This is a genomic window from Rhizobium sp. S163 (assembly GCF_030380805.1).
Taxonomy (GTDB): Bacteria; Pseudomonadota; Alphaproteobacteria; order Rhizobiales; family Rhizobiaceae; genus Rhizobium.
Map to the genome: position 1 here is coordinate 198,880 of NZ_JAUDSA010000003.1, position 25,564 is coordinate 224,443.

26 protein-coding genes and 1 tRNA gene are annotated in these 25,564 nt (G+C 60.8%); 19 read left to right on the plus strand and 8 right to left on the minus strand.

All coding sequences use genetic code 11. The features are described from left to right. Positions 1–135 precede the first annotated feature (135 nt). Positions 136–1,014 (minus strand): sulfurtransferase, encoded by an 879-nt coding sequence (locus QTL96_RS01095; protein WP_289726365.1) that lies wholly within the window; start codon positions 1,012–1,014, stop codon positions 136–138. Between the two features lie 142 nt (positions 1,015–1,156). Between QTL96_RS01095 and QTL96_RS01100 the strand changes: the two genes are divergently transcribed. Continuing rightward, the gene (locus tag QTL96_RS01100; RefSeq protein ID WP_289726366.1) at positions 1,157–1,549 is read left to right on the plus strand and encodes a hypothetical protein; all 393 of its coding nucleotides are present in this window, start codon (positions 1,157–1,159) and stop codon (positions 1,547–1,549) included. Between the two features lie 271 nt (positions 1,550–1,820). After that, positions 1,821–2,876 (plus strand): porin, encoded by a 1,056-nt coding sequence (locus tag QTL96_RS01105; protein WP_289726367.1) that lies wholly within the window; start codon positions 1,821–1,823, stop codon positions 2,874–2,876. Positions 2,877–2,961: 85 nt separating this feature from the next. Here the strand turns inward: QTL96_RS01105 and QTL96_RS01110 are convergent, their stop codons facing one another. Next, positions 2,962–3,711 (minus strand): cytochrome c biogenesis CcdA family protein, encoded by a 750-nt coding sequence (locus QTL96_RS01110; RefSeq protein ID WP_289726368.1) that lies wholly within the window; start codon positions 3,709–3,711, stop codon positions 2,962–2,964. 153 nt (positions 3,712–3,864) lie between these two features. On the opposite strand from QTL96_RS01110, the gene QTL96_RS01115 reads away from it, so the two are divergent. Further along, positions 3,865–5,673: a sensor domain-containing diguanylate cyclase gene (locus QTL96_RS01115; protein ID WP_289726369.1), complete on the plus strand. Its 1,809-nt coding sequence runs from the start codon at positions 3,865–3,867 to the stop codon at positions 5,671–5,673. Positions 5,674–5,687: 14 nt separating this feature from the next. Here the strand turns inward: QTL96_RS01115 and QTL96_RS01120 are convergent, their stop codons facing one another. From QTL96_RS01120 to QTL96_RS01140, 5 genes are all read right to left on the minus strand, one after another. Beyond that, complete coding sequence (locus tag QTL96_RS01120) at positions 5,688–6,017, minus strand: DUF6665 family protein (protein WP_354669117.1); 330 nt, start codon at positions 6,015–6,017, stop codon at positions 5,688–5,690. A 182-nt stretch (positions 6,018–6,199) separates the two neighbouring features. Further along, positions 6,200–6,361 (minus strand): hypothetical protein, encoded by a 162-nt coding sequence (locus tag QTL96_RS01125; RefSeq protein ID WP_018899955.1) that lies wholly within the window; start codon positions 6,359–6,361, stop codon positions 6,200–6,202. 86 nt (positions 6,362–6,447) lie between these two features. Continuing rightward, on the minus strand, positions 6,448–6,714 hold the full coding sequence (locus QTL96_RS01130; protein ID WP_289726371.1) for a DUF2934 domain-containing protein: 267 nt from the start codon (positions 6,712–6,714) through the stop codon (positions 6,448–6,450). An 85-nt stretch (positions 6,715–6,799) separates the two neighbouring features. Then, positions 6,800–7,444: a hypothetical protein gene (locus QTL96_RS01135; protein ID WP_289726372.1), complete on the minus strand. Its 645-nt coding sequence runs from the start codon at positions 7,442–7,444 to the stop codon at positions 6,800–6,802. Positions 7,445–7,630: 186 nt separating this feature from the next. Next, positions 7,631–7,706: transfer RNA gene (locus tag QTL96_RS01140), tRNA-Lys, on the minus strand. 366 nt (positions 7,707–8,072) lie between these two features. Here QTL96_RS01140 and QTL96_RS01145 point away from each other — a divergent pair. From QTL96_RS01145 to QTL96_RS01165, 5 genes are all read left to right on the plus strand, one after another. After that, positions 8,073–8,279 (plus strand): hypothetical protein, encoded by a 207-nt coding sequence (locus tag QTL96_RS01145; protein WP_289726373.1) that lies wholly within the window; start codon positions 8,073–8,075, stop codon positions 8,277–8,279. Positions 8,280–8,505: 226 nt separating this feature from the next. Further along, the gene (locus QTL96_RS01150) at positions 8,506–9,819 is read left to right on the plus strand and encodes an efflux RND transporter periplasmic adaptor subunit (protein ID WP_289726374.1); all 1,314 of its coding nucleotides are present in this window, start codon (positions 8,506–8,508) and stop codon (positions 9,817–9,819) included. Between the two features lie 10 nt (positions 9,820–9,829). After that, complete coding sequence (locus tag QTL96_RS01155) at positions 9,830–10,549, plus strand: ABC transporter ATP-binding protein (RefSeq protein ID WP_113200235.1); 720 nt, start codon at positions 9,830–9,832, stop codon at positions 10,547–10,549. Continuing rightward, positions 10,539–11,747 (plus strand): ABC transporter permease, encoded by a 1,209-nt coding sequence (locus tag QTL96_RS01160; RefSeq protein ID WP_018899949.1) that lies wholly within the window; start codon positions 10,539–10,541, stop codon positions 11,745–11,747. Before QTL96_RS01155 ends, QTL96_RS01160 begins: the two co-directional genes overlap by 11 nt. 109 nt (positions 11,748–11,856) lie before the next feature. Then, entirely contained in the window at positions 11,857–12,474 is a 618-nt protein-coding gene (locus QTL96_RS01165; protein WP_289726375.1) for a GntR family transcriptional regulator, read from the plus strand. 48 nt (positions 12,475–12,522) lie between these two features. Here the strand turns inward: QTL96_RS01165 and QTL96_RS01170 are convergent, their stop codons facing one another. Next, the gene (locus QTL96_RS01170) at positions 12,523–13,335 is read right to left on the minus strand and encodes a ferredoxin--NADP reductase (RefSeq protein ID WP_047510339.1); all 813 of its coding nucleotides are present in this window, start codon (positions 13,333–13,335) and stop codon (positions 12,523–12,525) included. Between the two features lie 247 nt (positions 13,336–13,582). Between QTL96_RS01170 and pcsA the strand changes: the two genes are divergently transcribed. From pcsA to QTL96_RS01225, 11 genes are all read left to right on the plus strand, one after another. Then, positions 13,583–14,311 carry a phosphatidylcholine synthase gene (pcsA, locus tag QTL96_RS01175; RefSeq protein ID WP_289726376.1) on the plus strand — a complete coding sequence of 243 codons (729 nt, stop codon included), beginning with the start codon at positions 13,583–13,585 and terminating at the stop codon, positions 14,309–14,311. A 25-nt stretch (positions 14,312–14,336) separates the two neighbouring features. Further along, the gene (locus tag QTL96_RS01180; protein WP_289726377.1) at positions 14,337–15,320 is read left to right on the plus strand and encodes a quinone oxidoreductase; all 984 of its coding nucleotides are present in this window, start codon (positions 14,337–14,339) and stop codon (positions 15,318–15,320) included. 39 nt (positions 15,321–15,359) lie between these two features. Beyond that, positions 15,360–16,934 (plus strand): ABC transporter ATP-binding protein, encoded by a 1,575-nt coding sequence (locus QTL96_RS01185; protein WP_289726378.1) that lies wholly within the window; start codon positions 15,360–15,362, stop codon positions 16,932–16,934. Then, complete coding sequence (locus QTL96_RS01190; protein ID WP_289726379.1) at positions 16,924–18,009, plus strand: ABC transporter permease; 1,086 nt, start codon at positions 16,924–16,926, stop codon at positions 18,007–18,009. The genes QTL96_RS01185 and QTL96_RS01190 overlap by 11 nt, the downstream gene beginning before the upstream one ends. Next, entirely contained in the window at positions 18,006–18,926 is a 921-nt protein-coding gene (locus QTL96_RS01195) for an ABC transporter permease (protein WP_113235789.1), read from the plus strand. Before QTL96_RS01190 ends, QTL96_RS01195 begins: the two co-directional genes overlap by 4 nt. Positions 18,927–18,971: 45 nt before the next feature. Beyond that, entirely contained in the window at positions 18,972–20,045 is a 1,074-nt protein-coding gene (locus QTL96_RS01200; protein WP_289726380.1) for a BMP family ABC transporter substrate-binding protein, read from the plus strand. A 147-nt stretch (positions 20,046–20,192) separates the two neighbouring features. Then, entirely contained in the window at positions 20,193–21,155 is a 963-nt protein-coding gene (gene ytfQ, locus QTL96_RS01205) for a galactofuranose ABC transporter, galactofuranose-binding protein YtfQ (protein ID WP_112945640.1), read from the plus strand. A 120-nt stretch (positions 21,156–21,275) separates the two neighbouring features. Next, entirely contained in the window at positions 21,276–22,799 is a 1,524-nt protein-coding gene (gene ytfR, locus QTL96_RS01210) for a galactofuranose ABC transporter, ATP-binding protein YtfR (protein ID WP_113200229.1), read from the plus strand. Then, complete coding sequence (locus QTL96_RS01215) at positions 22,796–23,812, plus strand: ABC transporter permease (RefSeq protein WP_289726381.1); 1,017 nt, start codon at positions 22,796–22,798, stop codon at positions 23,810–23,812. Before ytfR ends, QTL96_RS01215 begins: the two co-directional genes overlap by 4 nt. Then, positions 23,809–24,777, plus strand: coding sequence for a galactofuranose ABC transporter, permease protein YjfF (yjfF, locus tag QTL96_RS01220; RefSeq protein WP_047510358.1), 969 nt, complete (start codon positions 23,809–23,811; stop codon positions 24,775–24,777). Before QTL96_RS01215 ends, yjfF begins: the two co-directional genes overlap by 4 nt. A 13-nt stretch (positions 24,778–24,790) precedes the next feature. Continuing rightward, entirely contained in the window at positions 24,791–25,543 is a 753-nt protein-coding gene (locus tag QTL96_RS01225; RefSeq protein WP_289726382.1) for a FadR/GntR family transcriptional regulator, read from the plus strand. The last annotated feature ends 21 nt before the right edge of the window (positions 25,544–25,564 follow it).

Consider the following 25,564-nt stretch of genomic DNA (forward strand, 5'->3'; position numbering starts at 1 on the left):
GTACTGCGTTGCCGAATGCAGTCAGGCTCAACGCAGCCTTAGAGGCTGAATCGATCTAGCGCTTTGGCGCAAGGCTCAGGTGAAGTGGCCAAAGGTGCGTCTTGGGATGACTCGGCTGGCGCCGCAACTCGAGTGTTAGCCGAGTTCCATTGGCGCATTGGGGTCGCTGATCCACTCTATGAGGGAGCCATCGTATTCGAGCGTGTTGGTGTAGCCGATGGCCGCCAACGCCAAGGCGCCGAGCGTCGAGGCGATGCCGCCGCCGCAATAGGTCACGATGAGACGCCCGTCCAACGGGACGACGCTGGAGAACGCGGCTCTCAACTCCTCCGCGTCTCGCAACGTGTTGTCCGCCTCGTTGAGAAGGTCGGTGAAGGGAAGATTGACACTGGTTGGAATATGGCCGGCGCGGCTTCTCACGGAAACGGCGCCCGAATAATCATCCTGTTTCAGCAGGCAGACGAGCGATGCCGTTCGTTCACCGGCGACGATTTCCTTCACGTCTTCCTGGAAGGCGACAAAGTCCTCGGAGCCAGTCGGCGCGTAATGCACCCTATCGAACGGCACAATTGGCCCCGTTTCGACCGGCAGCCCGTCCTTCTTGTATTTCTTGAAGCCGCCGTTGAGAACCGCGACATTCTCATGTCCGAAGCTCTTGAAGATCCACCAGAGCCTCGATGCCCATTGCCCGGCCAGTCGATCGTAGATGACCACCGTGTTGTCCGTTCGGATGCCAAGCGAGCCGCAGGCGGCGCTGAACTGTTCTCGCGTGGGGCGCGTGAACGGCAGCGCGGCTTCTGGATCGGAGAAGCGAAGGAAGAGATCGGCGAACCGAGCACCGGGGATACGTCCCTCATGCTCGAATTCATCGACGCCACTGCGAAAACGCGAAGCAGGTGCGTTCGGTGTCCCGCGCTCCATGAAGATCGTCGGTTCGAGAACGACGATGCGGCTGTCGTTGATATGATTTGCAAGCCAGTCGGTTGAGACGAGGGGTAAGGTTGCTTGCTCCAAAGCGAGCATCTCCTTTGAGGAAGGGGCGGGCCGCACTTTACACGACTCCCAAAAATTATAATAATAATTCTAGTTGGTTTGCCGCACTTCGCAAGCCTGAGATGGAGTAGGGTGGCAACGTCTGCCCGACCAGAAGGTGCTGATGTCCTCTTCGTCGCAAGAAAAGAGCCAGGGTTTGTTTTCGGCGAGACGTTATGCGGAAGACGTGCGCTCGAACGCCATTGCCGCAGTCGATGAGCGCAGGCTGAAAAACCCGATGGACCGTACGATCTACCGGGAAGTGGCGGATGAGTTCAATATCGGCGAGCAGTCCTTGCGACTGTGGGTCAAGAAGCATGACGCCGACAGCCGAGATGTAGCCTCCAGGGAAGGGGGAGAGGCTGACGAGCCAGCCGAACGCCCGGCGAAAAACCTGACGCACGCGCAGCTCGAGGCGGAGATTCTCAGTCTTCGCAAGAAGATAGAGAAGCTTCAGGCCGAAAACGACGTCCTAAAGAGAGCCTTTGTCGTCTTCTCATCCGAATGGGAAAAGTGAGCCATTCGATAATTGGTCACTAGAATTATAATTAGATTCTAGAGCCGTTCATTCCATGTTGCAGTCGTTTTGTGACGCGACCCGCTCAAAAAGAGCAGATTTTGCTCCCCTTTGCCGACAATTTAGAACCCTATCGATTTCGTAGTCTATTAAAATTATAGATTATATATGTGAAGCATCCGCTTCGATTTTTCATTCGACGACCAAGTTCGAGGGTGATGTCGGTCTGACATCGAACCGGGAAGTCGTCCTATTTGGGGATATCCATACTATGAGTATCAAGAGCCTTCTCATCGGCTCCACGGCTGCACTTGCAGCTTCTTCTGGCGTGTATGCGGCCGACGCGATTGTCGCCGCAGAACCCGAGCCTGTAGAATATGTTCGCGTTTGTGACGCCTATGGTTCGGGCTATTTCTATATTCCAGGAACAGAGACCTGCTTGAAGATCAGCGGCTACATCCGCTTTCAGGTAGGCGCAGGTCCGAACCGCAGTGAAACTGTTGGCAATGGCTCAACCGTTGCCAATAGAAGCGATTGGGATGCGTTTACGCGCGGTCAGATTCAGTTCACTGCCAAGAGCGACACGGAATACGGTCCTTTGACGGGCGTGATCGTTCTGCAGACGAACGCCGACAATGCCTCTTCCCAGTCGGCGATCCTCGACTCCGCCTATATCGACGTCGCCGGGCTTCGTGCCGGCCTCTTCTATTCCTGGTGGGACGACGGCCTTTCAGGGGAGACCGACGAAATCGGCTCGGCCGTCACGCTCCACAACTCGCTGCGCTATCAGTATGAGACGTCGAGCTTCTACGCAGGCTTGAGCGTCGATGAACTGGAAGACGGTGTCTATCAGCGCGGCGAAAACAGCAACAACGTCGGCGTGGCTTTCGCGGTCGGCGGAAAAGCTGGCATCTTCAGCTACCAGGTCACGGGCGGCTTTGATACGGACAACAACGACGGCGCCATTCGCGCGATCGCCAATGTGAAGCTGGGGCCGGGGACGCTCGGCTTGGCTGGGGTCTATTCCTCCGGCCCGAACTCCTACTACAGCAAGGCCGAATGGGTTGTCGCCGCACAATACGCGATCGATGCGACCGACAAGCTCAAGATCACGCCGGCCTTTCAGTACTTCGGCAATTATTATGGAGCGAACAAGGTCGGCGTACCTGACACGTTTAACGGCCTCGGCGATGCGTGGAAGGTCGGCGTGACCGTCGATTATCAGATCGCCGACAATCTCTATGCCAAGGCGACGGTCAACTATCTCGATCCTGATCGCGGCGATGACGTGACGACTGGCTTCTTCCGTCTGCAGCGCGCGTTCTGATAAGAACGCTGACTGCAAATAAGCCCCCGATCATGGACCTGGGATCGGGGGCTTTCACGTGCGCGTCACACAGGATCGGAGCGGATCAGCCGATTTTCATCAGGATTGGAAAGGTCTGCTGAAACCAGATCGCGGCATCGCTGACAAAACCGAAGATGAAGGCGAGGCCCGTGAGGATCAGGAACGCGCCCATGACTTTCTCCACCGTGCCGAGGTGGCGGCGGAAGCGCGTGAGGAAGCCCATGAAGGCGCCGGAAAAGCCGGCGGCGATCCAGAAGGGGATGGCAAGCCCCAGCGAATAGACGGCAAGCAGGCCAGCGCCCGAGCCGACTGTTTCGCGCGAGGCGGCAACGCCCAGGATCGCGCCGAGCACCGGGCCAATGCATGGCGTCCAGCCGAAGGCGAAGGCAAGCCCCATCACATAGGCGCCCGTCAGCGTCGCCGGTTTGCCGCTTCCCTGGAAGCGCGCCTCCCGCGCCAGAACGCCGATGCGGAAGACGCCGAGGAAGTTCAACCCCATGACGATGATGATCAGCCCGCCGATCTTGGAGAGGAGATCGAGATGCTGGCGCAGCGCCATTCCGATGCTCGACGCGCCGGCCCCAAGCGCCACGAAGACGGTGGCAAAGCCGAGCGTGAAGAACAGCGCCGAAAACAGCACGCCGCGGCGCACATCCGGCGCAACCGTCACCGCCCCGCCACCCCGGAACTGCTCGACGGAAATGCCTGCCATGTAACAGAGATAGGGTGGCACCAGCGGCAGTACGCAGGGCGAGAGAAATGACAGGGCGCCGGCAAGCAAGGCACTCAACAGGGAAATATCGGCAATCGACACGCGGTTCTCCGGCGCAGGGCATTCGAGCGCAGTCCTAGCGCAGCCGGTGGCCCGCCGCCAATCACCTTTTTGCGTCTCGCGTCTCGGGAGCTTGGCGTGGCCGATGCAACCTGTGTTAATTGTCTGGCAATTCGGATGCCCTAATATACCCACATGCGGATCAGTGTCATCACCAACTGGGCCTACGGAGTGACGGTTGTTCTGACCGTGCTGTCGGGCTCCGCCTTCATCCTGTCTGCCACAAGTGCCACCCGCGAACGGATCGCGGTCGAGGAGCATTTGGCGCTGGACGATCTCGCTGACGAGCTGGCGCTCGGCGCCGAAGAGCGCAGCGATGAGGCGCGCCTTTATGTGATGCGCGACGACATCAGGCATCTCGATGCCTTCCAAGGCAAGGAAGGCGAGGAGCGCCGGCGCGAGCGCGCAATCCGGGGCGTCCGCGACTTGGGGGCAGCACCTATCGAGTTGCAGGCGCTCGAGGACGTGGAGAAAAGCGCCGACGTTCTCGACAAGATCGAGGAAGAGGCGATCGCCGCGTATCGCAAAGGCGATCAGGCGGGCGCCCGCCAGACCTTGTTCGGCCCGGAACACGACCGCCTCCAGACGGCGCTGCTCGCCGCTGTCACCCGCTTTCGCGATCTGGCGAACGCCCGCACCCAGGCCGTCATGCACGACACGCAGCTGCGCAGCGACTGGTGGGGCTTCATCGCCAAGACGCTGCTCGCTGTCACTGCCGCCCTGTTTCTGAGCGTGCTTTATTTCATCCTGAAGCGTCGCGTCGCTATGCCTTTGATGCGCATGACCGGCATCGTCACGCGTCTGGCCAAGCAGGATTACGCGGTCGACGTGCCGCTCGATCGCCGCCGCGACGAAATCGGCGAGATGAACGAGGCCATCCATATCTTTCGCGAAAACGGTCTGGAACGCGATCGTCTGGACGCCGAGCGCCGTCGCGACCAGCAGACCAAGGACCTGATCCTGCAGATGATGCACCGCCTGCAGGCCTGTCAGGCGCAGCAGGAGCTGGCCGAAGTCGTGGCCCTCTTCTCCCCGCAGATATTCCCGGATCTCGCCGGCAACCTCTACATCATGAACGAAAGCCGCTCGACATTGTCGCGCATTTCCTCATGGCATGAGCCGCAGCGCTCCGAGCCTGTATTTCCGGCGACGGCCTGCTGGGGCCTCAGGCGCGGCCGGCCGCATGTAAGCTCGCACGAGCACGGCGACATCAGCTGCCAGCATCTCGACCAATCCGATACGATGGGACTATGCGTTCCGCTGACGGCGCAGGGCGATGTCGTCGGACTGCTCTATTTCGAGGAGCGGCCGCAGGGCCATATGGAGGCCGAGGCATCGCGGCTCTATCTGGAGCTGATCGCCGAGAACATCGGCCTCGCTGCCGCCAACCTGCAGCTTCGCGACAAGCTCACCAACCTCTCCATTCGCGACGCGCTGACGGGGCTCTATAACAGGCGCTCGCTCGACGAGGACATGAACAATCACGCACGCGATCGCGAGCTGGAGCGGCTCAGCTGCATGATGGTCGATATCGATCACTTCAAGCGCTTCAACGACGAGTTCGGCCATGACGCCGGCGACGAGGTCATGCGCTACGTCGCGCAGACCATTCTCGACACCATCGGCGACGCCGGCCGCGCCTACCGCTTCGGCGGCGAGGAGTTCACCGTGCTGCTGCCTGATATCAGCGATGCGGAAGGATTCGATATCGCTGAGCGCGTGCGCGCCAACATTCGCGGCCTGGCGCTCTCGCATCGCGGCCGCATTCTCGGCCCGATCTCGGTATCGATCGGCGTCGGCTCTCTTACGGAAGGCGCTGCCGTCTCGACTTTGCTGACACGCGCCGACGCGGCATTGCTGCAAGCGAAGGGCCAAGGGCGCAACAGGACAGTCATGGCCTCGGTGCTGATGCCGGAGGATAGCAAGCGGCTTGGCTCCGCCTGAAGGGCAGGTACGCGCTACTTCTGCGTCGATCCAAGCCGCACGAGGACCTCGTCCGGAATGCCGTACCGCTGGATGACATCGCGGCTGTTGCGAAGACCGCAAATCTCACGCTGGACGAACAAATCCCATACGGCATCCGCTGCCTTCCGGAGCCGCACGTGGCGATCATCTTGGCTATGGCGCGCAGGATCCCACGCGTTAAGCTCGGCCAAGGCGGCCTCAGCCTTCAACCCGCTACGCCCCAGTGAACTCGCGCGCTCCGCTCTCAATTCGTATTCGAGAACATTGAACCCGCTCTCGACCGAGAAAGGCTGCCTCAGCGATTGCGGCGGACGAACGGTCACGACCATACCCTCATGCTCGCGCTCACCTATACTGTGGGCGAGCGTAGCTTGTTTGGCGAATACGGTGACAGAGTAGGGGTGATCAGCTTGCCGGTAAAGATAGCCGCCGATGCAATCGAGATGCCCCGGCCGAGGCGCTGCTCTTCGGAGTTATGGTGATAACCCAGCCTCAGCTAGCCGCCTTACTTGGCGGCAGCGTTGCCAACCCGGTTGCCGGCATTCTGCGTTGCGTCAACGGTGTTGGCCGCATCCTTGCCCATGCCGCGGATCGTATTGCCGCAAGAGCTGAGGGCCAGCATGACGCAAAGAGCAGCCGCGATCTTCGTGGTGATGGAGGAAGTCATGTCACAATCCTTTTCGTGGAACCTGTGACACAACGCATGGACCCGCAGCTGGTTGCATTCCATCGCCGTTCACGCATTCTTACCGCTTATGGCTGCTCGCGCATCCCAGGCGTCGCTTCCCGCTCGTCGGCATCTTCCAGATCCGTCTTCACGATAAATGCATCCGTATGCTGTCTTGCCGCTTCCCTGAGCGCCTCAAGGTTCGGCACATCATCGCCCTCGATCTGGTCGCCGCCATGATTGATCTCATGCTCGGCCTGCGACCAATGTTCCTCGTGCCGTCCCTCAGGTCTGCCTTCGCGCTCCCAAATGGCATGGGCGCGGTCGCGGATATCTTTTTCACGGTCTGCCATGATGTTCTCCGATGTTTTCCTTCGCTAGAACTGGCGGCAACGTGAAATGTTCCGGAGAATGTGACGCGGGCGGGCGCCGCGCGGTCTATCGTATCGCGATCATCGACTTCGGCAGGCCCATGAACCGCTCCCAATGAATCTTGGCATCGGGGAAATAGCGCTTCATCTCGGTTGCCGTAAGAAGCTGCGTCGACAAGACTTCGTCAAAGGCCTGCCCCTTCGGCCATCCCCATGTATGCCCCAGAGGCCACCACTCGGCGGTTTTGACGCGCAAAGCCATCGGCATGAACTGCATGCCGGGGAACAGCCAGTGCGGCTCGATAGGGAAATAGCGATAGGGCGTCTGGACGAGATAGCGCGGAGCCATTTTTCTGGTCACCTCCGCGAGCTGTGAGAACGAGTGATGCCCACCTACATGCTCGATGAGACTATTGGAAAAGACGATGTCGAAGCGCTCGTCTCCGAACAATTGATCGGCCTTGCACGCGTCACCACGGATTGCGGTTATCCGGCCATGTTGCTCGTCGGTGTCGAGATTGACGACCGTTACATGCGGAGGCTGGATCGGGGCTCTCAGCCACCATTCTCTCGTCCCGCCGAGATCCAGTATCTTCATCTTTGGAAGATCAGGCATGAGCGCGAGCATCATGTCCCAGCGCTTCAGGCGAATGCGAGCGGCCAGCGACCGGTCGCTGTTGACAAAGAGATTGCGGGCTGCTGCGACGTCCATATTGTGATCCCCATGCACACTGTGCCTGAGCTTAACGTAGCCTCAAGTGCGGGCTGCGTCGCCTTAGCCAATTGAGTTAAGGGCGTACGGAAATCGTGCAAGGATGCTGCTCGGATGAAATGCAGCCAAAAGCGGCGATTGCCCACCGCGCGCAAAACCAGAATCAGACTTAAGTTATTGATTTAATGGTGAGAGCGATGGGGCTCGAACCCATGACCTACTGATTAAAAGTCAGTTGCTCTACCAGCTGAGCTACGCTCTCCCGTGTTCCAAAGTATCCCTCTAGGACCCCCGGCTGGAAGTGCGCGGAACATATGCAGACGACCCATTGCGGTCAACCGAAAAATCCACCTTTCCTGTGCATTAGGCACATTTCTTGCGAGAGATCGCGAAGCGGGCGGGGCAATACAGCGGGAAGGCCTGCGGCTTACGGATTGGCGATGACATCTGGGACGTAGCGATGGAGACCGTCGCCTATTGTCGATGCCCCAGGTCGAATGAGCGCATCAAATGCACGAGCAGCAATAAAGTTCCCGAAAATATTTAAGAAAATCAATCGGTTCAATCGCATTCGCGACTTAACAAATCGATCGCTGGCCCTAAATCTCACTTATAGAAGGAGATGACCATGACCAACGTGATCGAACACACCAATAGCCGCAAGGTACTGCGTGGCCGTGCCTATAGTCTCACGGAATTCTCGCGCAAATACAGGCTCGGCGACGATGAAGCCGTTCGCCTGTTCGAAAAATTCGGCCCATCCGCCACCGAACTCGATCTGCTGATGGCCGCCAAGCGCCGTCCGCCCGTCTCGCTGGAATCACTTGGCGCCTGATCGGCGCCATTCGCGCCGGGGCAGAATCACGCGGGCAATCAGCGCTCGCGTAAAGTGATGTGCGGCGTACGTCCCGCGACAAACTCGAGTTTCATTACCAAGATTTCATTTCCATTTGACGTTGCTGCGTGCCAATGCGGTCAACTTGCTAATCCTGCGTTCAGCTTCAGATCGTTATTCCCGAAGCTGACAGTCGTATTGGCTGTATCTGACCGAGGCTGCCCGCATGAACGATATGACAACGCCCAATAAACCCAAGAGCACGGAGCCCAAGAGCACGGCAACCGCCGATCTCGCCGCTGTCCTTGCCGCCTCTCAGCAGAAGCAGAAGGGCCGCTGGTGGAAGCGCTCGTTGGTATCGCTGGTCGTCGTAGCGGCTTTGGCAGGTGGATACTATTTCTATGCGCGTCAGGGCGGCAGCGAGGTGAGTTACACCACGCAGCCGGTCAAGAACGGCGACCTGACCGTGCTTGTGACCGCCACCGGATCGGTGCAGCCGACCGAACAGGTCGACATATCGAGCGAGCTCTCAGGTACCGTGCGCGATGTCAATGTCGACTATAACAGCGAGGTGAAGGCCGGCGACGTGCTCGCGGTGCTCGACACGATCAAGGTCGAGGCCGATGTCAAGAGCACGCAGGCCAAGCTCGATTCGGCGAAGGCGAACGTCGTCAAGGCGACGGCCGATCTGGAATCGGCCAAGAGCTCCTACGATCGGTACCGCAATCTCGTCCAAAGCAATGTGACGACGCAGCAGAGCCTCGAGGACGCGCGCTACAAGTACGATTCGGCCGTTGCGACGAAGGAGATCAACGAAGCGGCGGTGCTCTCGGCGGAAGCCGATCTGCAGCTCGCCCAGGTCAATCTCACCAAGTCGAAGATCGTCTCGCCGATCGACGGCGTCATCCTCACGCGCTCGGTCGATCCGGGCGCGACGGTGGCGGCCTCGCTCTCGGCGCCGGTTCTCTTCGTCATCGGCGGCGACCTCAGGCAGATGGAGTTGCAGGTCGATGTCGATGAGGCCGATGTCGGCCAGATCGCGGTTGGCCAGAAAGCGACCTTCACGGTCGATGCCTATCCGGATCGCACATTCCCGGCCGAGATCAAGCAGATCCGCTTTGCCTCGGAAACGACCAACAACGTCGTCACCTACAAGGCCATCCTCTCCGTCGACAACGCCGACCTGCTGTTGCGCCCGGGCATGACCGCGACCGCCGACGTCACCGTCGAAGCGGTCAAGAGCACGCTGATGGTGCCGAACGCCGCCTTGCGTTACGCGCCGCCGGCAACTGAAACCAGGCGCAATCGCGGGCTTTTCGGCATGTTTGCTCCCCCACGCATGGGCCCCCGCGGCGGCAATCAGGGCGGCGGCGAGACCTTGACCGGTGCAAAGCGTCGCGTCTGGGTGCTGAAATCCGGCAAGCCATCGCCTGTTGTCATCCAGGTCGGCTCCTCCGATGGCCAGTTCACCCAGGTGACGTCAGGCGATCTCAAGGAAAACGAAGCGATCATCACCGATTCGACCGAGCGGTCGAGATAGCAGGCGTATTATGACAACGCCGCCTCTCATCGAGTTCAGCAAGGTGTCAAAGATCTACGGTCGCGGCGAAGCCTCGATCCGTGCGCTCGATCATGTCGATCTCGCGATCCGCGAGCATGAATTCGTCGCGATCATGGGACCATCGGGGTCCGGCAAGTCGACGGCCATGAACATTCTCGGCTGTCTCGATGTGCCGAGCGCCGGCGACTACCTGTTCCAGGGCATTTCGACCACCGGTTTCGATCGCGCGCAATTGACGATGCTGCGCCGTCACATGCTGGGCTTCGTCTTCCAGGGCTTCAACCTCTTGCCGCGCACGTCGGCAGTCGAGAATGTCGAGCTGCCGCTGATCTATCGCGGCATGCCGGCCGCGGAGCGGCATCGTCTGGCGAAGGAAGCACTTGGTTTGGTAGGACTTGGCGGCCGTGAAAATCACAAAACGCAGGAGCTTTCCGGCGGCCAGCAGCAGCGCGTCGCCATCGCGCGCGCCATCGTCACCCAGCCGTCCCTGCTTCTCGCCGACGAGCCGACCGGCAATCTCGACACCAAGACCAGCATCGAAATCATGGACCTGATGACGCGGCTGAACCGCGAGCAGGGCATCACCATCGTCATGGTCACGCACGAGCCTGATATCGCGGCCTATGCGCAGCGGCTGCTGCGCTTCGTCGATGGCAAGCTGGAAGCGGAAACGGCGCATCAGGGAAGGGCGGGTCATCATGTTTCTTGAGACGGTCAAGCTCGCGCTTCGCGCCATCAGCCGCAACATGCTGCGCTCGTTCCTGACAGTGCTTGGCGTCGTCATCGGCGTCGCCGCCGTCATCGCGCTGGTCACGATCGGCAATGGCACCACCGCGCAGGTCACCTCCGAGCTGTCGCGGCTCGGCACCAACATGCTGTTTGCCCGCCCCGGCCAGTTCGGCCCCGGCCGCGCGAGTTCCGAGGCGCGACGCTTCACCGTGGCTGACGTGGATGCCATCAGCGAACAGGTGAGCGGGCTGCGGGCCGTGGCGCCGCTCAACCAGACCACGGCAACCGTGATCTATGGCGGGCAGAGCCACTCGACGACGGTGATGGGCACGACCAACGATTATTTCACGGCACAGGACTGGGACATCGCCTCCGGTCGCACCTTCGATGCCGCCGAAGAGCGCGGCCGCGCGCGCTGCATTCTGGGCGAGACCGTCCGCTCGCAACTCTTTGGGTCTGCCGATCCGATCGGCCAGCAGGTGCGCGTCGGCAAGGTCTCCTGCGGCGTCATCGGTGTTCTGGCCAAGCGCGGACAATCCGGCATGGGCACCGACCAGGATGATGTCGTGATCGTGCCGATCAAGGTCTACCAGCGCCGCATCGGCGGCAAGGCCAATGCCAATGTCTCGATGATCCTGATCTCGGCGCGCGATGGCGTTGCCACATCCAAGGTCCAGTCGGACACGGAAAACCTGCTGCGCGAACGCCGCAAGATCATCCCCGGCCGCGAAGACGATTTCAACGTCAACGACATGACACAGATCGCAGCCGCGATGACGGGAACGACGACACTGCTCACCAGCCTGCTTGGCGCGGTGGCCGCGATCAGCCTGCTCGTGGGCGGTATCGGCATCATGAACATCATGCTGGTCTCCGTCACCGAGCGCACGCGCGAAATAGGCATCCGCCTGGCGATCGGCGCGCTGGAACGGCAGGTGCTGATGCAGTTCCTGGTCGAGGCGGTGGCGCTGTCGATATTCGGTGGCATGAGCGGCATTCTGCTGGGGCTGGGGCTTGGCTTCGGCGCCGTATCGCTACTCAAGGTGCCGTTCGTGGTGAGCCCGACGATGATCATCGTCGCCTTCGCCTTTTCGGCTGCGATCGGCATGATCTTCGGCTATTTCCCGGCAAGGCGCGCCGCCCAGCTCAATCCGATCGATGCGCTGAGGCACGAGTAAGCCGTTGTAAACGAACGGCTCTCCCTTCGGCCTAATATATCATGGCAACCTGCCATTGAATCCGTTAACGCGGGGCTTATGATATATCAGGTCGAATCACGGATCCGCGATGCCGAACTCCTCACAGAGCCATCTTGCCTATCTGGCGCTGGAACATGCCATCGTGACCTTGGCGTTGACGCCTGGTGCGCTCGTCAATGAAAAGCAGCTGATCGATCTCTCCGGACACGGCCGCACGCCGGTGCGCGAGGCGATCCAGAAGCTGGCCTGGCAGGGATTGATCGTCGTGAAGCCACGCGTCGGCCTGCAGATCGCCGAGATCAAGCCGACCGACCACGCCCATGTCATGCAGGTTCGCCGCGAACTCGAGCCGATCGCCGCAGCACTCGTTGCCGAACAGGCGACCGACGGGCAGCGCAATCAGCTGGTCGAATGCGCGCGCGCCATGAACGATTGCGCCGTCAGCGGCGATCTCGCGGGATTTTTCGCAGCCGACAAGGCATTCGACGAAATCCTCGAAGAGTCCTGTCCGAACGCCTTCATCACCTCGGCGCTCGGCCCGGTGCAGAGTCATTCGCGTCGTCTCTGGTATTCGAAGGCCAGCCCCGAGCGCATGGACCGCTCGATCTCGCTGCACGTCGCCGTGATCCGCGCGATCCAGCAGGGCAAGGCGAGCGAGGCACGCAAGGCGATGACGACCTTGATCGATTACCTCGGCCAGAAATGAAAACGGCCCCGTTTCCGGAGCCGTTGTTCTAGGGATGTGACGCGGCGATCAGCCGACGAAGGCGCGTTCGATGACGAACTGCGCCGGCTTGCTGTTGGCGCCTTCTTCCAGACCAGCCTGCTCAAGCAGTTCCTTGGTGTCCTTCAGCATCGCCGACGAGCCGCAAATCATGCCGCGGTCGATCTCGGGATCGAGCTTGGGAACGCCGAGATCGGTGAACAGCTTGCCTGAGGAGATCAGGTCGGTAATGCGACCGCGATACTCGAAGTCCTCGCGCGTCACCGTTGCGTAGTGCAGCAGCTTGTCGCCGACCACTTCCTGCAAAAGCTCGTCGTTCTGGATCTCGTGAACCAGGTCGAAGCCGTATTTCAGCTCGGCTATGTTGCGCGTGGTGTGGGTGAGGATGACCTGGTCGAACTTCTCGTATGTTTCCGGATCGCGGATAAGGCTCGCGAAGGGCGCGATGCCGGTGCCGGTCGAGAACATGTAGAGACGACGTCCGGGCGTGAGCGCGTCGAGCACCAGCGTACCCGTCGGCTTCTTGCGCATCAGCACCTGGTCACCGGGCTTGATCGCCTGCAGATGCGAGGTGAGCGGACCATCGGGAACCTTGATCGAGAAGAATTCGAGTTCTTCGGCCCAGGCGGGACTGGCGATCGAGTAGGCGCGGAAGATCGGCTTGCCGTCGACCATGAGACCGATCATCGCGAATTCGCCCGAGCGGAAGCGGAAACCTTCAGGACGCGTCATCGTGAAGCGGAACAGGTTGTCCGTGTAATGCGTGACGCTGAGAACGGTTTCGGCGAATACGCCGGCAGGGATTGGGGCTGCGAATTCTTCGGTCTTTGCAGGGGCGTTCATTGCGGTATCGGATCCCGTAGTTCGTCGATCATCAATTCGATGCGAGCCAGATATTACAAATAGGCGGCGGATTAAAGGTATTCCATTCCCTCTGTGGCGAGTTGCATGAAATATGCATGTTATCGTCAGGTTTGGGAAACCCGATGTGCATCATTCGCTTTTGCTCTGGCGAAGCCCGACAAAGGATGCATATTAGGCCGAAATCGCGCCTCGGGGGTGCGGATTGCTTATGGCAACTCGGGGAAACATGAAGATTTTCAATTACAAGCGCGTACCCTACGCGGAAATGCGCGCATTTTCCGTCCATATTTTGACGGCCTCCGGTTCCTTCCTTGCTTTCCTCGGCGTCGTCGCCGCCGCCGAGCATCGTTTCGTCGATATGTTCTGGTGGCTGGGGTTGGCGCTGCTGGTCGATGGTATCGATGGACCGATCGCGCGCAAGGTCAAGGTCAAGGAAGTGCTGCCGAACTGGTCGGGCGATACGCTCGACAATATCATCGACTATGTGACCTACGTCCTGCTGCCGGCCTTTGCGCTCTATCAGAGCGGCATGATCGGCGAGCCGTGGTCCTTCGTGGCCGCCGGCATGATCGTCGTGTCGAGCGCCATCTATTACGCCGACATGGGCATGAAGACCGAAGAGTATTTCTTCTCAGGCTTCCCTGTGGTCTGGAACATGATCGTCTTCACGCTGTTCGTCATGGATGCCAGCGCCACGACCGCGCTCGCCGTCGTCACCGTCTCCGTGATCCTGACCTTCCTGCCGATCAACTTCCTGCATCCGGTGCGCGTCCAGCGCCTGCGTCCGCTCAATCTCGGCATCTTCTTCCTGTGGTCGGCGCTCGGTATCTATGCGCTGCTGATGCATTTCGTCGTGCCGCAATGGGCGCTCGTTGTTTTCGTTCTGAGCGGTATCTATCTCTATTGCATCGGCGCCGTGCTGCAGTTCCTGCCGGCGCTGGGACGCCGCGCTTAGGAGAATTAGGCATAGGAGAGCTGGAATGACGAAGACACAGGCGGTCGTGCTGAATGGGACCGGCGGTCCCGAGGTTCTCGATTATGTCGATATCGACCTGCCGCCGCCCGGCGCCGGCGAAGTTCAGATAAGGCACGCCGCGATCGGCCTGAATTTCATCGACGTCTATTTCCGCACCGGCCTCTACAAGGCGCCGCATATGCCTTTCGTTCCGGGCAAGGAAGCAGCGGGAACCGTGACGGCGGTCGGCCCCGGGGTTTCGGATTTCAAGGTCGGCGACCGCGTCGCCTATGCCGGCTCCGACGGCGCCTACAGCCTAGAGCGCAACATCGAGACCAGGCATCTGGTCACCGTGCCCGATGGCATAGGGCTTGATACAGCGGCGGCGATGATGCTGAAGGGCATGACGGCGCAGTATCTGCTGAACCGCACCTTCAAGGTCGGCCATGACACCACGCTGCTTTTCCACGCCGCCGCCGGCGGTGTCGGCCTCATCGCCGGCCAGTGGGCCAAGGCGCTTGGCGCGACCGTCATTGGCACGGTTGGCTCGGACGCCAAGGCTGAGTTGGCACGCGAGCATGGCTACGACCACGTCATCAACTACAACACCGAGGATTTCGTCGCTCGCGTCTCGGAGATCACAGGCGGCAACGGCGTGGACGTGGTCTACGATTCCATCGGCCGCGATACCTTCCCGCAATCGCTCGACTGCCTGAAGCGCTTGGGGATGTTCGTATCCTTCGGCCAGTCGTCCGGCCCGATTGAGGATTTCACCCTTGCGTTGCTGGCGCAGAAGGGCTCGCTCTTTGCGACCCGTCCGACGCTTTTCACCTACGTCGCCACCCGCAATGAGCTAACTGATTGTGCAAACGCATTATTTGATGTTGTTTTGAGCAACAAAGTGCGTATCAATGTCAATCAGACCTATCCGTTGCGCGAGGTTGGGCGAGCCCACACGGAACTGGAAGCTAGAAAAACGACCGGAACGACGCTGCTGATCCCAGAATGATCCCGAAGGGGCAGGTCGGCAGTGGGAAATGAGGGGAAAGTGTCGTCATCGACTGTGCCGGCATCAGGCGCGTTATTGTCGGTCCAGAAGCTGACAAAGCTCTTCGGCAGCTTTGCTGCCTGTAACCATATAGACCTCGATATCGCTCCCGGCGAAATCCATGCATTGCTCGGCGAAAACGGCGCGGGAAAATCCACGCTGGTCAAGATGCTGTTTGGCGTCTTGGAGCCAAGCGAGGGCGAGATCGTGTGGGAAGGCCGTCCGGTGGCGATCGGTTCGCCCGGAGCCGCGCGCAGGCTTGGCATCGGCATGGTGTTCCAGCACTTCTCGCTGTTCGAGGCGCTCACCGTTGCCGAAAACATTGCGCTCTCTCTCGATGACAGCATCCCGATCGGCAAGATCGCCGAGGAGGCGAGGGCGCTGTCGCAGGCCTATGGCCTGCCGCTCGATCCACACGCCCATGTGGCCGATCTGTCTGTCGGCGAGCGCCAGCGCATCGAGATCGTCCGCGCGCTGTTGCAAAACCCGAAGCTGATCATTCTCGACGAGCCGACCTCGGTGCTGACGCCTCAGGAAGCCGACAAGCTGTTCGAGACGCTGTTTAAGCTCAAGGCCGAGGGCCGCTCGGTGCTTTATATCAGCCACCGCCTGGAAGAGGTGCAGCGCATCTGCGACCGCGCCACCGTCCTGCGTCACGGCAACGTCACGGGCGCTTGCGTACCGGCCGATGAAACGCCGGCCTCGCTTGCCCGCATGATGGTTGGAAACGACGTGGCATCCGTCACCCACCCCGATCGCGGCGCCAAGGGGCCGGTCCAGCTTGCCGTCTCAGGCCTCTCGGTCGCTCCGCGCACGCCTTTCGCCATGCCGCTGAAGGACGTGTCGATGACGGTCTGTTCCGGCCAGATCCTGGCGATCGCAGGGGTTGCCGGAAACGGGCAGGGCGAGTTGTTCGATGCCCTCTCGGGCGAATATCCGGTGTCAAAGCCTGAAGCCGTCGTCATCCGCAACAAGCCTGTCGGAAACCAAGGGATCACCGCCCGCCGCCTGCTCGGCGCCGGCTTCGTGCCCGAGGAGCGCCACGGCCATGCCGCCGTCTCCGCGATGAAGCTCTCCGACAACCTCGTGCTCGCCCGCAGCAAATCCGACCGTAAGGCGTTTCTGTCGGGCGGTTTCCTGAAGATCATCCGCCGCAGTGCCGTCAAGAATGCGACGAAGCGCATTTCCGAGGAAATGGACGTCCGCAAGAGCGGCGAGGATCCCGCAGCCGGGTCGCTCTCGGGCGGCAACCTGCAGAAATTCATCGTCGGCCGCGAGCTCGACCGCCAGCCGGCCGTCCTCGTGGTCAACCAGCCGACCTGGGGCGTGGACGCGGGCGCCGCAAGCCGTATCCGTCAGGCCCTCGTCGATCTCGCCCGCAATGGTTCGGCGGTTGTCGTCATCAGCCAGGATCTGGACGAGATCTTCGAGGTCGCGACAGAGATCGCCGTCATCTCCGAAGGACGCCTGTCGTCGCCATTCCCGGCGGGCGAGCTGACGCGCGAGAAGATCGGCCTGCTGATGGGCGGCCTGCATGAAAGCAAGACCGCGCCGGAGACCACGCATGCGCATTGAACTCGAAAAGCGCCCGCAGGCGTCGAAGCTCTACGGTCTCGTCTCACCGCTCTTGGCCCTCGTTCTGACGCTGGTTGCCGGCGCGATCATGTTCGAAATCCTGGGCAAGGATCCGGTCGAGGCGCTCGACGCCTTCTTCCTGGAGCCGCTGCTCGAAGTCTGGTCTCTGCACGAACTGGCGATCAAGGCGGCCCCGCTGATCATGATCGCCGTCGGCCTTGCCGTCTGTTATCGCTCCAACAACTGGAACATTGGCGCCGAGGGCCAGTTCACCATGGGCGCGATCACAGGCTCGATCCTGCCGATCCTGTTCACTGAATGGCATTCGCCTCTCGTGTTGCCGCTGATGCTGATCATGGGTGCGTTGGGCGGAGCGCTATTCGCCGGCATCCCGGCACTGCTCAAGGCGCATTTCAACACCAATGAAATCCTGACCAGCCTCATGCTGGTCTATATCGCGCAGCTGTTTCTCGATTGGCTGATCCGTGGCGCCTGGCGCAATCCCGCCGGCTTCAACTTCCCCGAAAGCGTCTCCTTTCCGCCCGAAGCGGTGCTGCCCGCGATCTGGGAAGAATCCGGCCGTGCTCACTGGGCATTCATCTTCGCGATCATTGCCGCGATCCTCGTCTGGTTCATGCTGAAATACACGCTGAAGGGCTTCGAGATCGTCGTCCTCGGCCAATCGGAACGGGCAGGGCGCTTTGCAGGCTTTTCGTCGAAGAAGATGATCTGGTTCAGCTTCCTGTTCTCGGGCGCACTGGCCGGTCTCGCCGGCATCTCGGAAGTCTCGGGCTCGATCGGCCACCTGCAGCCAGCGATCTCGCCGGGCTACGGCTTCACCGCGATCATCGTCGCCTTCCTTGGACGCCTCAACCCGCTCGGCATCATCGCCTCCGGCCTGGTGCTGGCGCTGACCTATCTCGGCGGTGAGGCGGCGCAGCTGTCTATCGGCGTCTCCGACAAGGTCACCCGTGTGTTCCAGGGGCTGCTGTTGTTCTTCGTCCTGTCCTGCGACACGCTGATCGCCTACAAGATCCGCATCGTCTGGTCGCGTGTCCGGGGAGGCGTCGCATGAGCATTTTCGAAGCCATCCTGCTGACAGTCATCACGGCCTCGACACCGCTTGTCATCGCCGCCCTAGGCGAACTGGTGACCGAACGCTCCGGCGTGCTGAATCTCGGCGTCGAGGGAATGATGATCATGGGCGCCGTCGCGGCCTTCGCCGGGGCGCAGATGTCAGGCTCGCCCTATATCGGGCTCATCGCCGGCATCGCCATGGGCGCGATCTTCTCGCTGCTCTTCGCCTTCCTGACGCTGACCCTTGTTGCCAACCAGGTGGCGACGGGTCTTGCGCTCACCATCCTCGGCCTCGGCCTGTCAGGCATGCTCGGTGAGGGCTATGTAAGCGTGCCCGGCGTCCGGCTTGCGCCGATCGTCGTGCCCTATCTCTCCGACCTTCCCTTCGTCGGCTCGGTGCTCTTCAAGCAGGACCTGACCTTTTACCTGTCGCTAGCGCTGCTCTTCGGCGTCAGCTGGTTCCTGTTCCGCAGCCGCGCCGGCCTCAAGCTGCGCGCCATCGGCGACAGCCACGGCTCGGCGCATGCGCTCGGCATCAGCGTCATCCGCACCCGCTATCTCGCGGTGATGTTCGGTGGCGCCTGCGCGGGCCTTGCCGGTGCGCAGCTGTCGCTCGTCTATACGCCGCAATGGGTGGAGAACATGTCATCAGGCCGCGGCTGGATCACGCTGGCGCTGGTGGTCTTCGCGTCATGGCGTCCGTGGCGTGTCTTCGCCGGCGGCTATCTCTTCGGCGCGGTCACGATCCTGCAGCTGCATGCCCAGGCCTTCGGCATCGGTATTCCGGCGCAGTTCCTGTCGATGTTGCCTTACGCGGCCACTATTGTGGTTCTCGTCATCATTTCTCATAATCGGCGTACGACGCTGATCAACACGCCGGCGTCCCTGGGAAAACCATTCGTCCCGGAACGATAGAACAAGAACAAACGAACTCAGAAATTCCAAACCACAGGGGTTATCATGAAAAGACTAGCATTCGCATTTGCCGCTTCGGCAGCTGCCATTCTCAGCGTTGGCTCGTCCGCACAGGCCGCCGACAAGACCAAGGTCTGCTTCGTCTACGTCGGCTCGCATACCGACGGCGGCTACTCGCAGGCGCACGACCTTGGCCGCCAGCAGATCCAGAAGGAATTCGGCGACAAGATCGACACGCCTTATCTCGAGAACGTTCCTGAAGGCCCGGATGCCGAGCGCGCCATCGAGCGTCTCGCCCGCTCCGGCTGCAAGCTGATCTTCACCACCTCGTTCGGCTTCATGGACGCCACCGTCAAGGTTGCCGCCAAGTTCCCGGATGTGAAGTTCGAGCACGGCACCGGCTACAAGTCCGGCCCGAACCTTGCGACCTACAACTCGCGCTTCTACGAAGGCCGTTACATTCTCGGCCAGATCGCCGCCAAGACCTCGAAGAACCACGGCGCTGCCTACATCGCCTCCTTCCCGATCCCGGAAGTGGTCATGGGCATCAACTCCTTCGAGCAGGGCGCGAAGTCGATCGATCCTGATTTCAAGCTCAAGGTCATCTGGGTCAACACCTGGTTCGACCCGGGCAAGGAAGCCGATGCCGCCAAGGCCATGGTCGACCAGGGCGTAGACGTGCTGACGCAGCACACCGACACGACGGCTCCGATGCAGGTTGCCGAAGAGCGCGGCATCCACGCGTTCGGCCAGGCTTCCGACATGATCGCGGCCGGCCCGAAGGCGCAGCTGACGGCTATCGTCGACACCTGGGGCAACTACTACTCCAAGCGCGTTCACGCGCTGCTCGACGGCACCTGGAAGTCCGAGCAGAGCTGGGACGGCCTGAAGGACGGCATCCTCAAGATGGCCGACTACACCAACATGCCTGACGACGTGAAGAAGATGGCTCAGGATACCGAAGCCAAGATCAAGTCAGGCGAGGTCCACCCCTTCACGGGCCCGATCAACAAGCAGGACGGCACCCCGTGGCTGAAGGCCGGCGAGAAGGCTGATGATGCCACGCTGCTCGGCATGAACTTCTACGTCGAAGGCGTGGACGACAAGCTGCCGAAGTGAGCATTTCTCACTGTTAGCACATGCGAAAAGGGCGCTCGTTTCGGGCGCCCTTTTTTGCTGCATTGCATACCAGAAAGTGCATTTACAAAAGTAATACTATATGATTTTCCTAGTGCGTGCCGCGGGAGGCGGCTTTTGGAGGAAATCATGAAATTCAAGACAGCACTCATGAGTGCCACGGTTTTTGCTGCCTGCATGTTCGGCTCGGCACAGGCCGCCGAACTGGTTGTCGGATTCTCGCAGATCGGCTCGGAATCGGGCTGGCGCGCTGCTGAGACGACCGTCACCAAGGAAGAGGCCAAGAAGCGCGGCATCGACCTGAAGTTCGCCGATGCCCAGCAGAAGCAGGAAAACCAGATCAAGGCGATCCGCTCCTTCATCGCCCAGGGCGTCAACGCCATCCTGCTCGCACCGGTTGTTGAAACCGGTTGGGATGCGGTTCTGAAGGAAGCCAAGGAAGCCAACATCCCGGTCATCCTGCTCGACCGCACGATCAAGGCGCCTGAGGATCTCTACTTGACGGCCGTGACCTCCGACCAGGTGCATGAAGGCAAGGTTGCCGGTGACTGGCTCGTGAAGACCGTTGCCGACAAGAAGTGCAACATCGTCGAGCTCCAGGGCACCACCGGCTCTTCGCCGGCTATCGCCCGCAAGAAGGGCTTCGAGGAAGCCATTGCCGGCAAGTCGAACTTCAAGATCGTTCGCAGCCAGACCGGCGACTTTACCCGCACGAAGGGTAAGGAAGTCATGGAAAGTTTCCTGAAGGCTGAGAACGGCGGCAAGGACATCTGCGCCCTCTACGCCCATAACGACGACATGGCTGTCGGCGGTATCCAGGCGATCAAGGAAGCCGGCCTGAAGCCGGGCAAGGACATCCTCGTCGTCTCGATCGACTCCGTTCCTGACATCTTCAAGGCCATGGAAGCGGGCGAAGCCAACGCGACCGTCGAGCTGACGCCGAACATGGCAGGCCCGGCATTCGACGCGCTCGACGCCTACCTCAAGGACAAGAAGGCTCCGGCCAAGTGGATCCAGACCGAATCGAAGCTCTACACGCAGGCTGACGATCCGAAGAAGGTCTACGAGTCCAAGAAGGGCCTCGGCTACTGATCTGACGCATGAACCGCACCGGTCCATCATGGACCGGTGCGGAACTGCCGCGAACGCTGCCAGACATCATGTCGGGTTGCTATCAGGCCATGTCGGTCAATATCAGGAAAAGCCCACTTGATGATTCACAATTTCGAGAACGTCCTTGCCGCATCAGGCATATCGAAATTCTTCCCCGGAGCCGTTGCTCTCGACAAGGTCGATTTCACCCTTCGCAAGGGCGAAGTGCACGCGCTGCTGGGTGAAAACGGCGCCGGAAAATCGACGCTGATCAAGTGCATTACCGGTGCTTATCGCCGCGACGAAGGCAGCCTCACGCTTGATGGCGCCGAGATCGATCCGGCCGATACCCTTGCTGCGCAGCGGCTTGGCATCGGAACGGTGTATCAGGAGGTCAATCTCCTCTCCAATTTGAGCGTCGCGGAGAACCTGTTTCTCGGGCGTCAGCCGAAGCGCTTCGGCATGATCGACGTTTCCGCCATGAACCGCCAGGCGCGCGAACTGCTGCGACAATATGGCATGGAGATAGACGTCACTGCGCAGCTCGATCGCTTCTCGGTCGCCGTCCAGCAGGTCGTGGCCATCGCCCGCGCCGTCGATCTCTCCGGCAAGGTGCTGATCCTCGACGAACCGACGGCCAGTCTCGACGCGCAGGAAGTGGCAATGCTCTTCGGTATATTGCGCGACCTTAAGAAACGCGGGCTAGGTATTGTTTTCATTACCCACTTCCTTGAGCAGGTCTACGACATCAGCGACCGCATCACGGTGCTGCGCAACGGCAAGCTGGTCGGCACCCGCGAGAAAGCCGAGCTGCCGCGCCAGGGCCTGATCTCGATGATGCTCGGCCATGAACTGGCGCATGCGGAAGCCGCCGTGAAGGAACGCAGCGTCGCGGCCGGGCCCGTCAAATACAGCTTCGAGGGATACGGCAAGCGCGGCAAGGTGAAGCCGTTTGACCTGAACGTGCGCGTCGGCGAGGTCGTCGGCGTCGCCGGTCTGCTTGGCTCCGGACGCACGGAAACGGCAGAGCTTCTCTTCGGCATCGAGAATGCCGATAGCGGCACCGCCAAGATCGATGGCAAGCCGGTCGCTCTTTCCAACCCGCGCGCGGCGATCCGCGCCGGTTTCGGCTTCTGCCCGGAGGATCGCAAGACCGACGGCATCATCGGCGATCTGTCGATCCGCGAGAATATCGCGCTGGCGCTGCAGGCGCGCCGTGGATGGGCGCGGCCGTTGTCGCGGGGTGAGCAGAACACGCTCGCCGACCAGTACATCAAGGCGCTCGATATCCGCACCACCGACCGCGAAAAGCCGATCCGCCTGCTGTCCGGCGGCAACCAGCAGAAGGCGATCCTGGCCCGCTGGCTGGCGACCAATCCCGATTTCCTGATCCTCGATGAGCCGACCCGAGGCATCGATGTCGGCGCCCATGCCGAGATCATAAAGCTGATCGAGGAGCTCTGCGAAAGGGGCATGTCGCTGATCGTTATTTCGTCGGAATTAGAAGAGCTTATCGCCTATAGTTCACGTATTTTGGTATTGCGGGACCGCGAGCACGTGGCGGAGTTGACGGGTGAGAACGTCAGTACGTCGCGCATCGTCCAGGCAATCGCCGCCGTGCAGAAGAAGACGGAGGACGCATGACGTCGTCACAGAAGGCGCTACTCATCCGCCTGGCACCGCAATTGATCGCGCTTGCAGTCATATTGCTATTGAACTTCATAATGTTCCCGCAGTTTTTTAATGTCACTATTCAAAACGGCCGGCTCTACGGCAGCTTGATCGACGTCTTGAACCGCGGTGCGCCGGTCGCGCTTCTTGCGATCGGCATGACGCTGGTTATCGCCACCAAGGGCATAGACCTGTCCGTCGGCGCGGTCATCGCGATCTGCGGCGCCGTCGCCGCGTCGTCGATCGTCTCAGGCAATTCGCTCGGCTGGACGCTGGTGCTGACGCTGCTGATCGGTCTCGCGTGCGGCGTCTGGAACGGCTTCCTCGTGGCGGTCCTCAATATCCAGCCGATCATCGCCACGCTGGTGCTGATGGTCGCGGGTCGCGGCATCGCGCAGCTGATCACCGAAGGCGTGATCATGACCTTCAACGATGACGGCCTGATCTTCTTCGGCAGCGGCTCCTTCGCCTTCATGCCGATGCCCGTCGTCATCTGGCTGGTCGTTGGCGTTCTGGTCACGCTACTTGTCCGCCGCACCGCGCTCGGCATGCTCGTCGAGGCAACCGGCATCAATCGCCGCGCAAGCACGCTGTCTGGCGTCCGCACGCCGGTGCTCCTGATGGCCGTCTACATGCTGAGCGGGATGTGCGCGGCAATCGCCGGCATCATCGTCGCCGCCGACATCAAGGGTGCCGACGCCAACAATGCCGGCCTCTGGCTCGAGCTCGACGCGATCCTCGCGGTGGTCGTCGGCGGCAACTCGCTGCTCGGCGGCCGCTTCAGCATCGTCGGCTCGCTCATCGGCGCGATGATCATCCAGGCGGTCAACACCGGCATCCTGCTCTCGGGCTTCCCGCCGGAGTTCAACCTGATCATCAAGGCGGTGATCGTTCTGGTCATCCTGGTGATCCAGTCGCCGGCCGTGCAATCGGCAGCCGTCTTTATGGGGCGTCGCTCCAGCCCGAGAGGGGAACTGCAGAAATGAATTCGAAATACCTGCCGCTGCTTGCGACAATCGTGATCTTCATCCTCTCTTATGCAGTCTGCGCCATGCAGTATCCGAGCATGCTGTCGACGCGCGTGGTCGGCAACCTCCTGACCGATAACGCCTTCCTCGGGATCGCCGCCGTCGGCATGACCTTCGTGATCATCTCGGGTGGTATCGACCTCTCGATCGGCTCGGTCATCGCCTTCACCGGCGTGTTCCTCGCCGTCATCCTGCAGAACACCAGCATCCATCCGCTGGTCGCCTTCGCGCTGGTGCTGGTCATCACCACCGCCTTCGGGGCGGCGATGGGCGCGGTGATCCATTATCTGCAGATGCCAGCCTTCATCGTCACGCTTGCCGGCATGTTCCTGGCGCGCGGCATGGCCTTCGTGCTCTCCATCGACAGCATCCCGATCGGCCACGATTATTACAACACGCTGTCAGGCCTCTATTACAAGCTGCCGGGCGGCGGCCGACTCACTTTGATCGGCGCCGTGATGCTCCTGGTCTTCGCCGTCGGCATCTTCATCGCGCACCGCACCCGCTTCGGCACCAACGTTTACGCGCTAGGCGGCGGTGCGCACACGGCGCAGTTGATGGGTGTGCCGGTTGGTCGCACCACAATTCAGATTTATGCGCTTTCCGGCTTCCTTGCCGGCCTGTCCGGAATCGTTTTTTCCCTCTATACGTCCGCCGGCTACTCGTTGGCGGCTGTCGGTGTCGAGCTCGATGCCATCGCGGCGGTTGTTATTGGGGGCACTTTGCTGACGGGTGGAGCGGGATTTGTAGCAGGGACCTTTATCGGGCTCCTGATACAGGGGTTGATTCAGACCTACATCACCTTCGATGGAACACTCTCCAGTTGGTGGACGAAGATACTGATCGGCCTGCTGCTTTTTGCATTCATCCTGATGCAGAAGGCCATCCTGTTCCTCTCGAGTTTGAACAAGAGGTATGCCTGACGGGGGTCGTGGCTTGCGCAATAGAATTCTGGACACCGGAAAGACACAACGGCGATCTCGCACCAGCCACGCACAGGTGGTGGACGAACTCGGCCGCTCCATCGTCGCCGGCACCTATCCCGTCGGGAGCATTCTCCCCGGCGATATCGAGCTCGCGCAGCGCTTCAAGGTGTCCCGCACGGTTCTTCGCGAAACGATGAAGACGCTGGCCGCCAAGGGCATGATCGTCGCCAAGGCGCGCGTCGGTACTCGGGTCACCGAAAAGAGCCAGTGGAACATGTTCGACAGCGAGGTGATCGCCTGGCACTTCGATGACGACGTGACCGAGGAGTTCCTGCTGCAGCTTTACGATATCCGACTGGCCGTCGAACCCTTCGCGGCGGGTCTGGCGGCCGAGCGGGCAACGCCTGAGGAGATCGCGCTTCTGACCGATCTCGCCAAGGAGATGGCGGCGCCCGATCATACGACCGAGAGCCTCGCGATGGCCGATCTCGAGTTCCATCTTGCCGTCGCTGACGCCGCGCACAATCCTTTCATGCATACGCTCGGAAGCCTCATCGAGGCCGCACTCGTCGGCATGTTCCGCATCAGCACGCCGCCGTCGCAGAACGGCTTCTCGAACATCGCCGAAACGCATATGCGCATCGTCAAGGCGATCGCGGCGGGCGATGTGCCGGCGGCGCGTTCAGCGATGGAGGCGGTCATCGTCGAGGGCCGCGATCACGTCCACGACGCCTATGCCGGAATGACCAAGGTTCCAGCCTAATCCTTTTTTGATCTTTGTTCC

Excerpts from the sequence above, each read along its gene's own strand:
- QTL96_RS01180 (WP_289726377.1), top strand. The coding sequence starts at position 14,337 with ATGACGAAGACACAGGCGGTCGTGCTGAATGGGACCGGCGGTCCCGAG.
- QTL96_RS01195 (WP_113235789.1), top strand. The coding sequence starts at position 18,006 with ATGAGCATTTTCGAAGCCATCCTGCTGACAGTCATCACGGCCTCGACA.
- QTL96_RS01100 (WP_289726366.1), top strand. The coding sequence starts at position 1,157 with ATGTCCTCTTCGTCGCAAGAAAAGAGCCAGGGTTTGTTTTCGGCGAGA.
- ytfQ (WP_112945640.1), top strand. The coding sequence starts at position 20,193 with ATGAAATTCAAGACAGCACTCATGAGTGCCACGGTTTTTGCTGCCTGC.
- QTL96_RS01215 (WP_289726381.1), top strand. The coding sequence starts at position 22,796 with ATGACGTCGTCACAGAAGGCGCTACTCATCCGCCTGGCACCGCAATTG.
- QTL96_RS01155 (WP_113200235.1), top strand. The coding sequence starts at position 9,830 with ATGACAACGCCGCCTCTCATCGAGTTCAGCAAGGTGTCAAAGATCTAC.
- QTL96_RS01105 (WP_289726367.1), top strand. The coding sequence starts at position 1,821 with ATGAGTATCAAGAGCCTTCTCATCGGCTCCACGGCTGCACTTGCAGCT.
- QTL96_RS01135 (WP_289726372.1), bottom strand. The coding sequence starts at position 7,444 with ATGGACGTCGCAGCAGCCCGCAATCTCTTTGTCAACAGCGACCGGTCG.
- QTL96_RS01125 (WP_018899955.1), bottom strand. The coding sequence starts at position 6,361 with ATGACTTCCTCCATCACCACGAAGATCGCGGCTGCTCTTTGCGTCATG.
- QTL96_RS01145 (WP_289726373.1), top strand. The coding sequence starts at position 8,073 with ATGACCAACGTGATCGAACACACCAATAGCCGCAAGGTACTGCGTGGC.
- QTL96_RS01115 (WP_289726369.1), top strand. The coding sequence starts at position 3,865 with ATGCGGATCAGTGTCATCACCAACTGGGCCTACGGAGTGACGGTTGTT.
- QTL96_RS01130 (WP_289726371.1), bottom strand. The coding sequence starts at position 6,714 with ATGGCAGACCGTGAAAAAGATATCCGCGACCGCGCCCATGCCATTTGG.
- QTL96_RS01200 (WP_289726380.1), top strand. The coding sequence starts at position 18,972 with ATGAAAAGACTAGCATTCGCATTTGCCGCTTCGGCAGCTGCCATTCTC.
- yjfF (WP_047510358.1), top strand. The coding sequence starts at position 23,809 with ATGAATTCGAAATACCTGCCGCTGCTTGCGACAATCGTGATCTTCATC.
- pcsA (WP_289726376.1), top strand. The coding sequence starts at position 13,583 with ATGAAGATTTTCAATTACAAGCGCGTACCCTACGCGGAAATGCGCGCA.
- QTL96_RS01170 (WP_047510339.1), bottom strand. The coding sequence starts at position 13,335 with ATGAACGCCCCTGCAAAGACCGAAGAATTCGCAGCCCCAATCCCTGCC.
- QTL96_RS01150 (WP_289726374.1), top strand. The coding sequence starts at position 8,506 with ATGAACGATATGACAACGCCCAATAAACCCAAGAGCACGGAGCCCAAG.
- QTL96_RS01165 (WP_289726375.1), top strand. The coding sequence starts at position 11,857 with ATGCCGAACTCCTCACAGAGCCATCTTGCCTATCTGGCGCTGGAACAT.
- QTL96_RS01190 (WP_289726379.1), top strand. The coding sequence starts at position 16,924 with ATGCGCATTGAACTCGAAAAGCGCCCGCAGGCGTCGAAGCTCTACGGT.
- QTL96_RS01160 (WP_018899949.1), top strand. The coding sequence starts at position 10,539 with ATGTTTCTTGAGACGGTCAAGCTCGCGCTTCGCGCCATCAGCCGCAAC.
- ytfR (WP_113200229.1), top strand. The coding sequence starts at position 21,276 with ATGATTCACAATTTCGAGAACGTCCTTGCCGCATCAGGCATATCGAAA.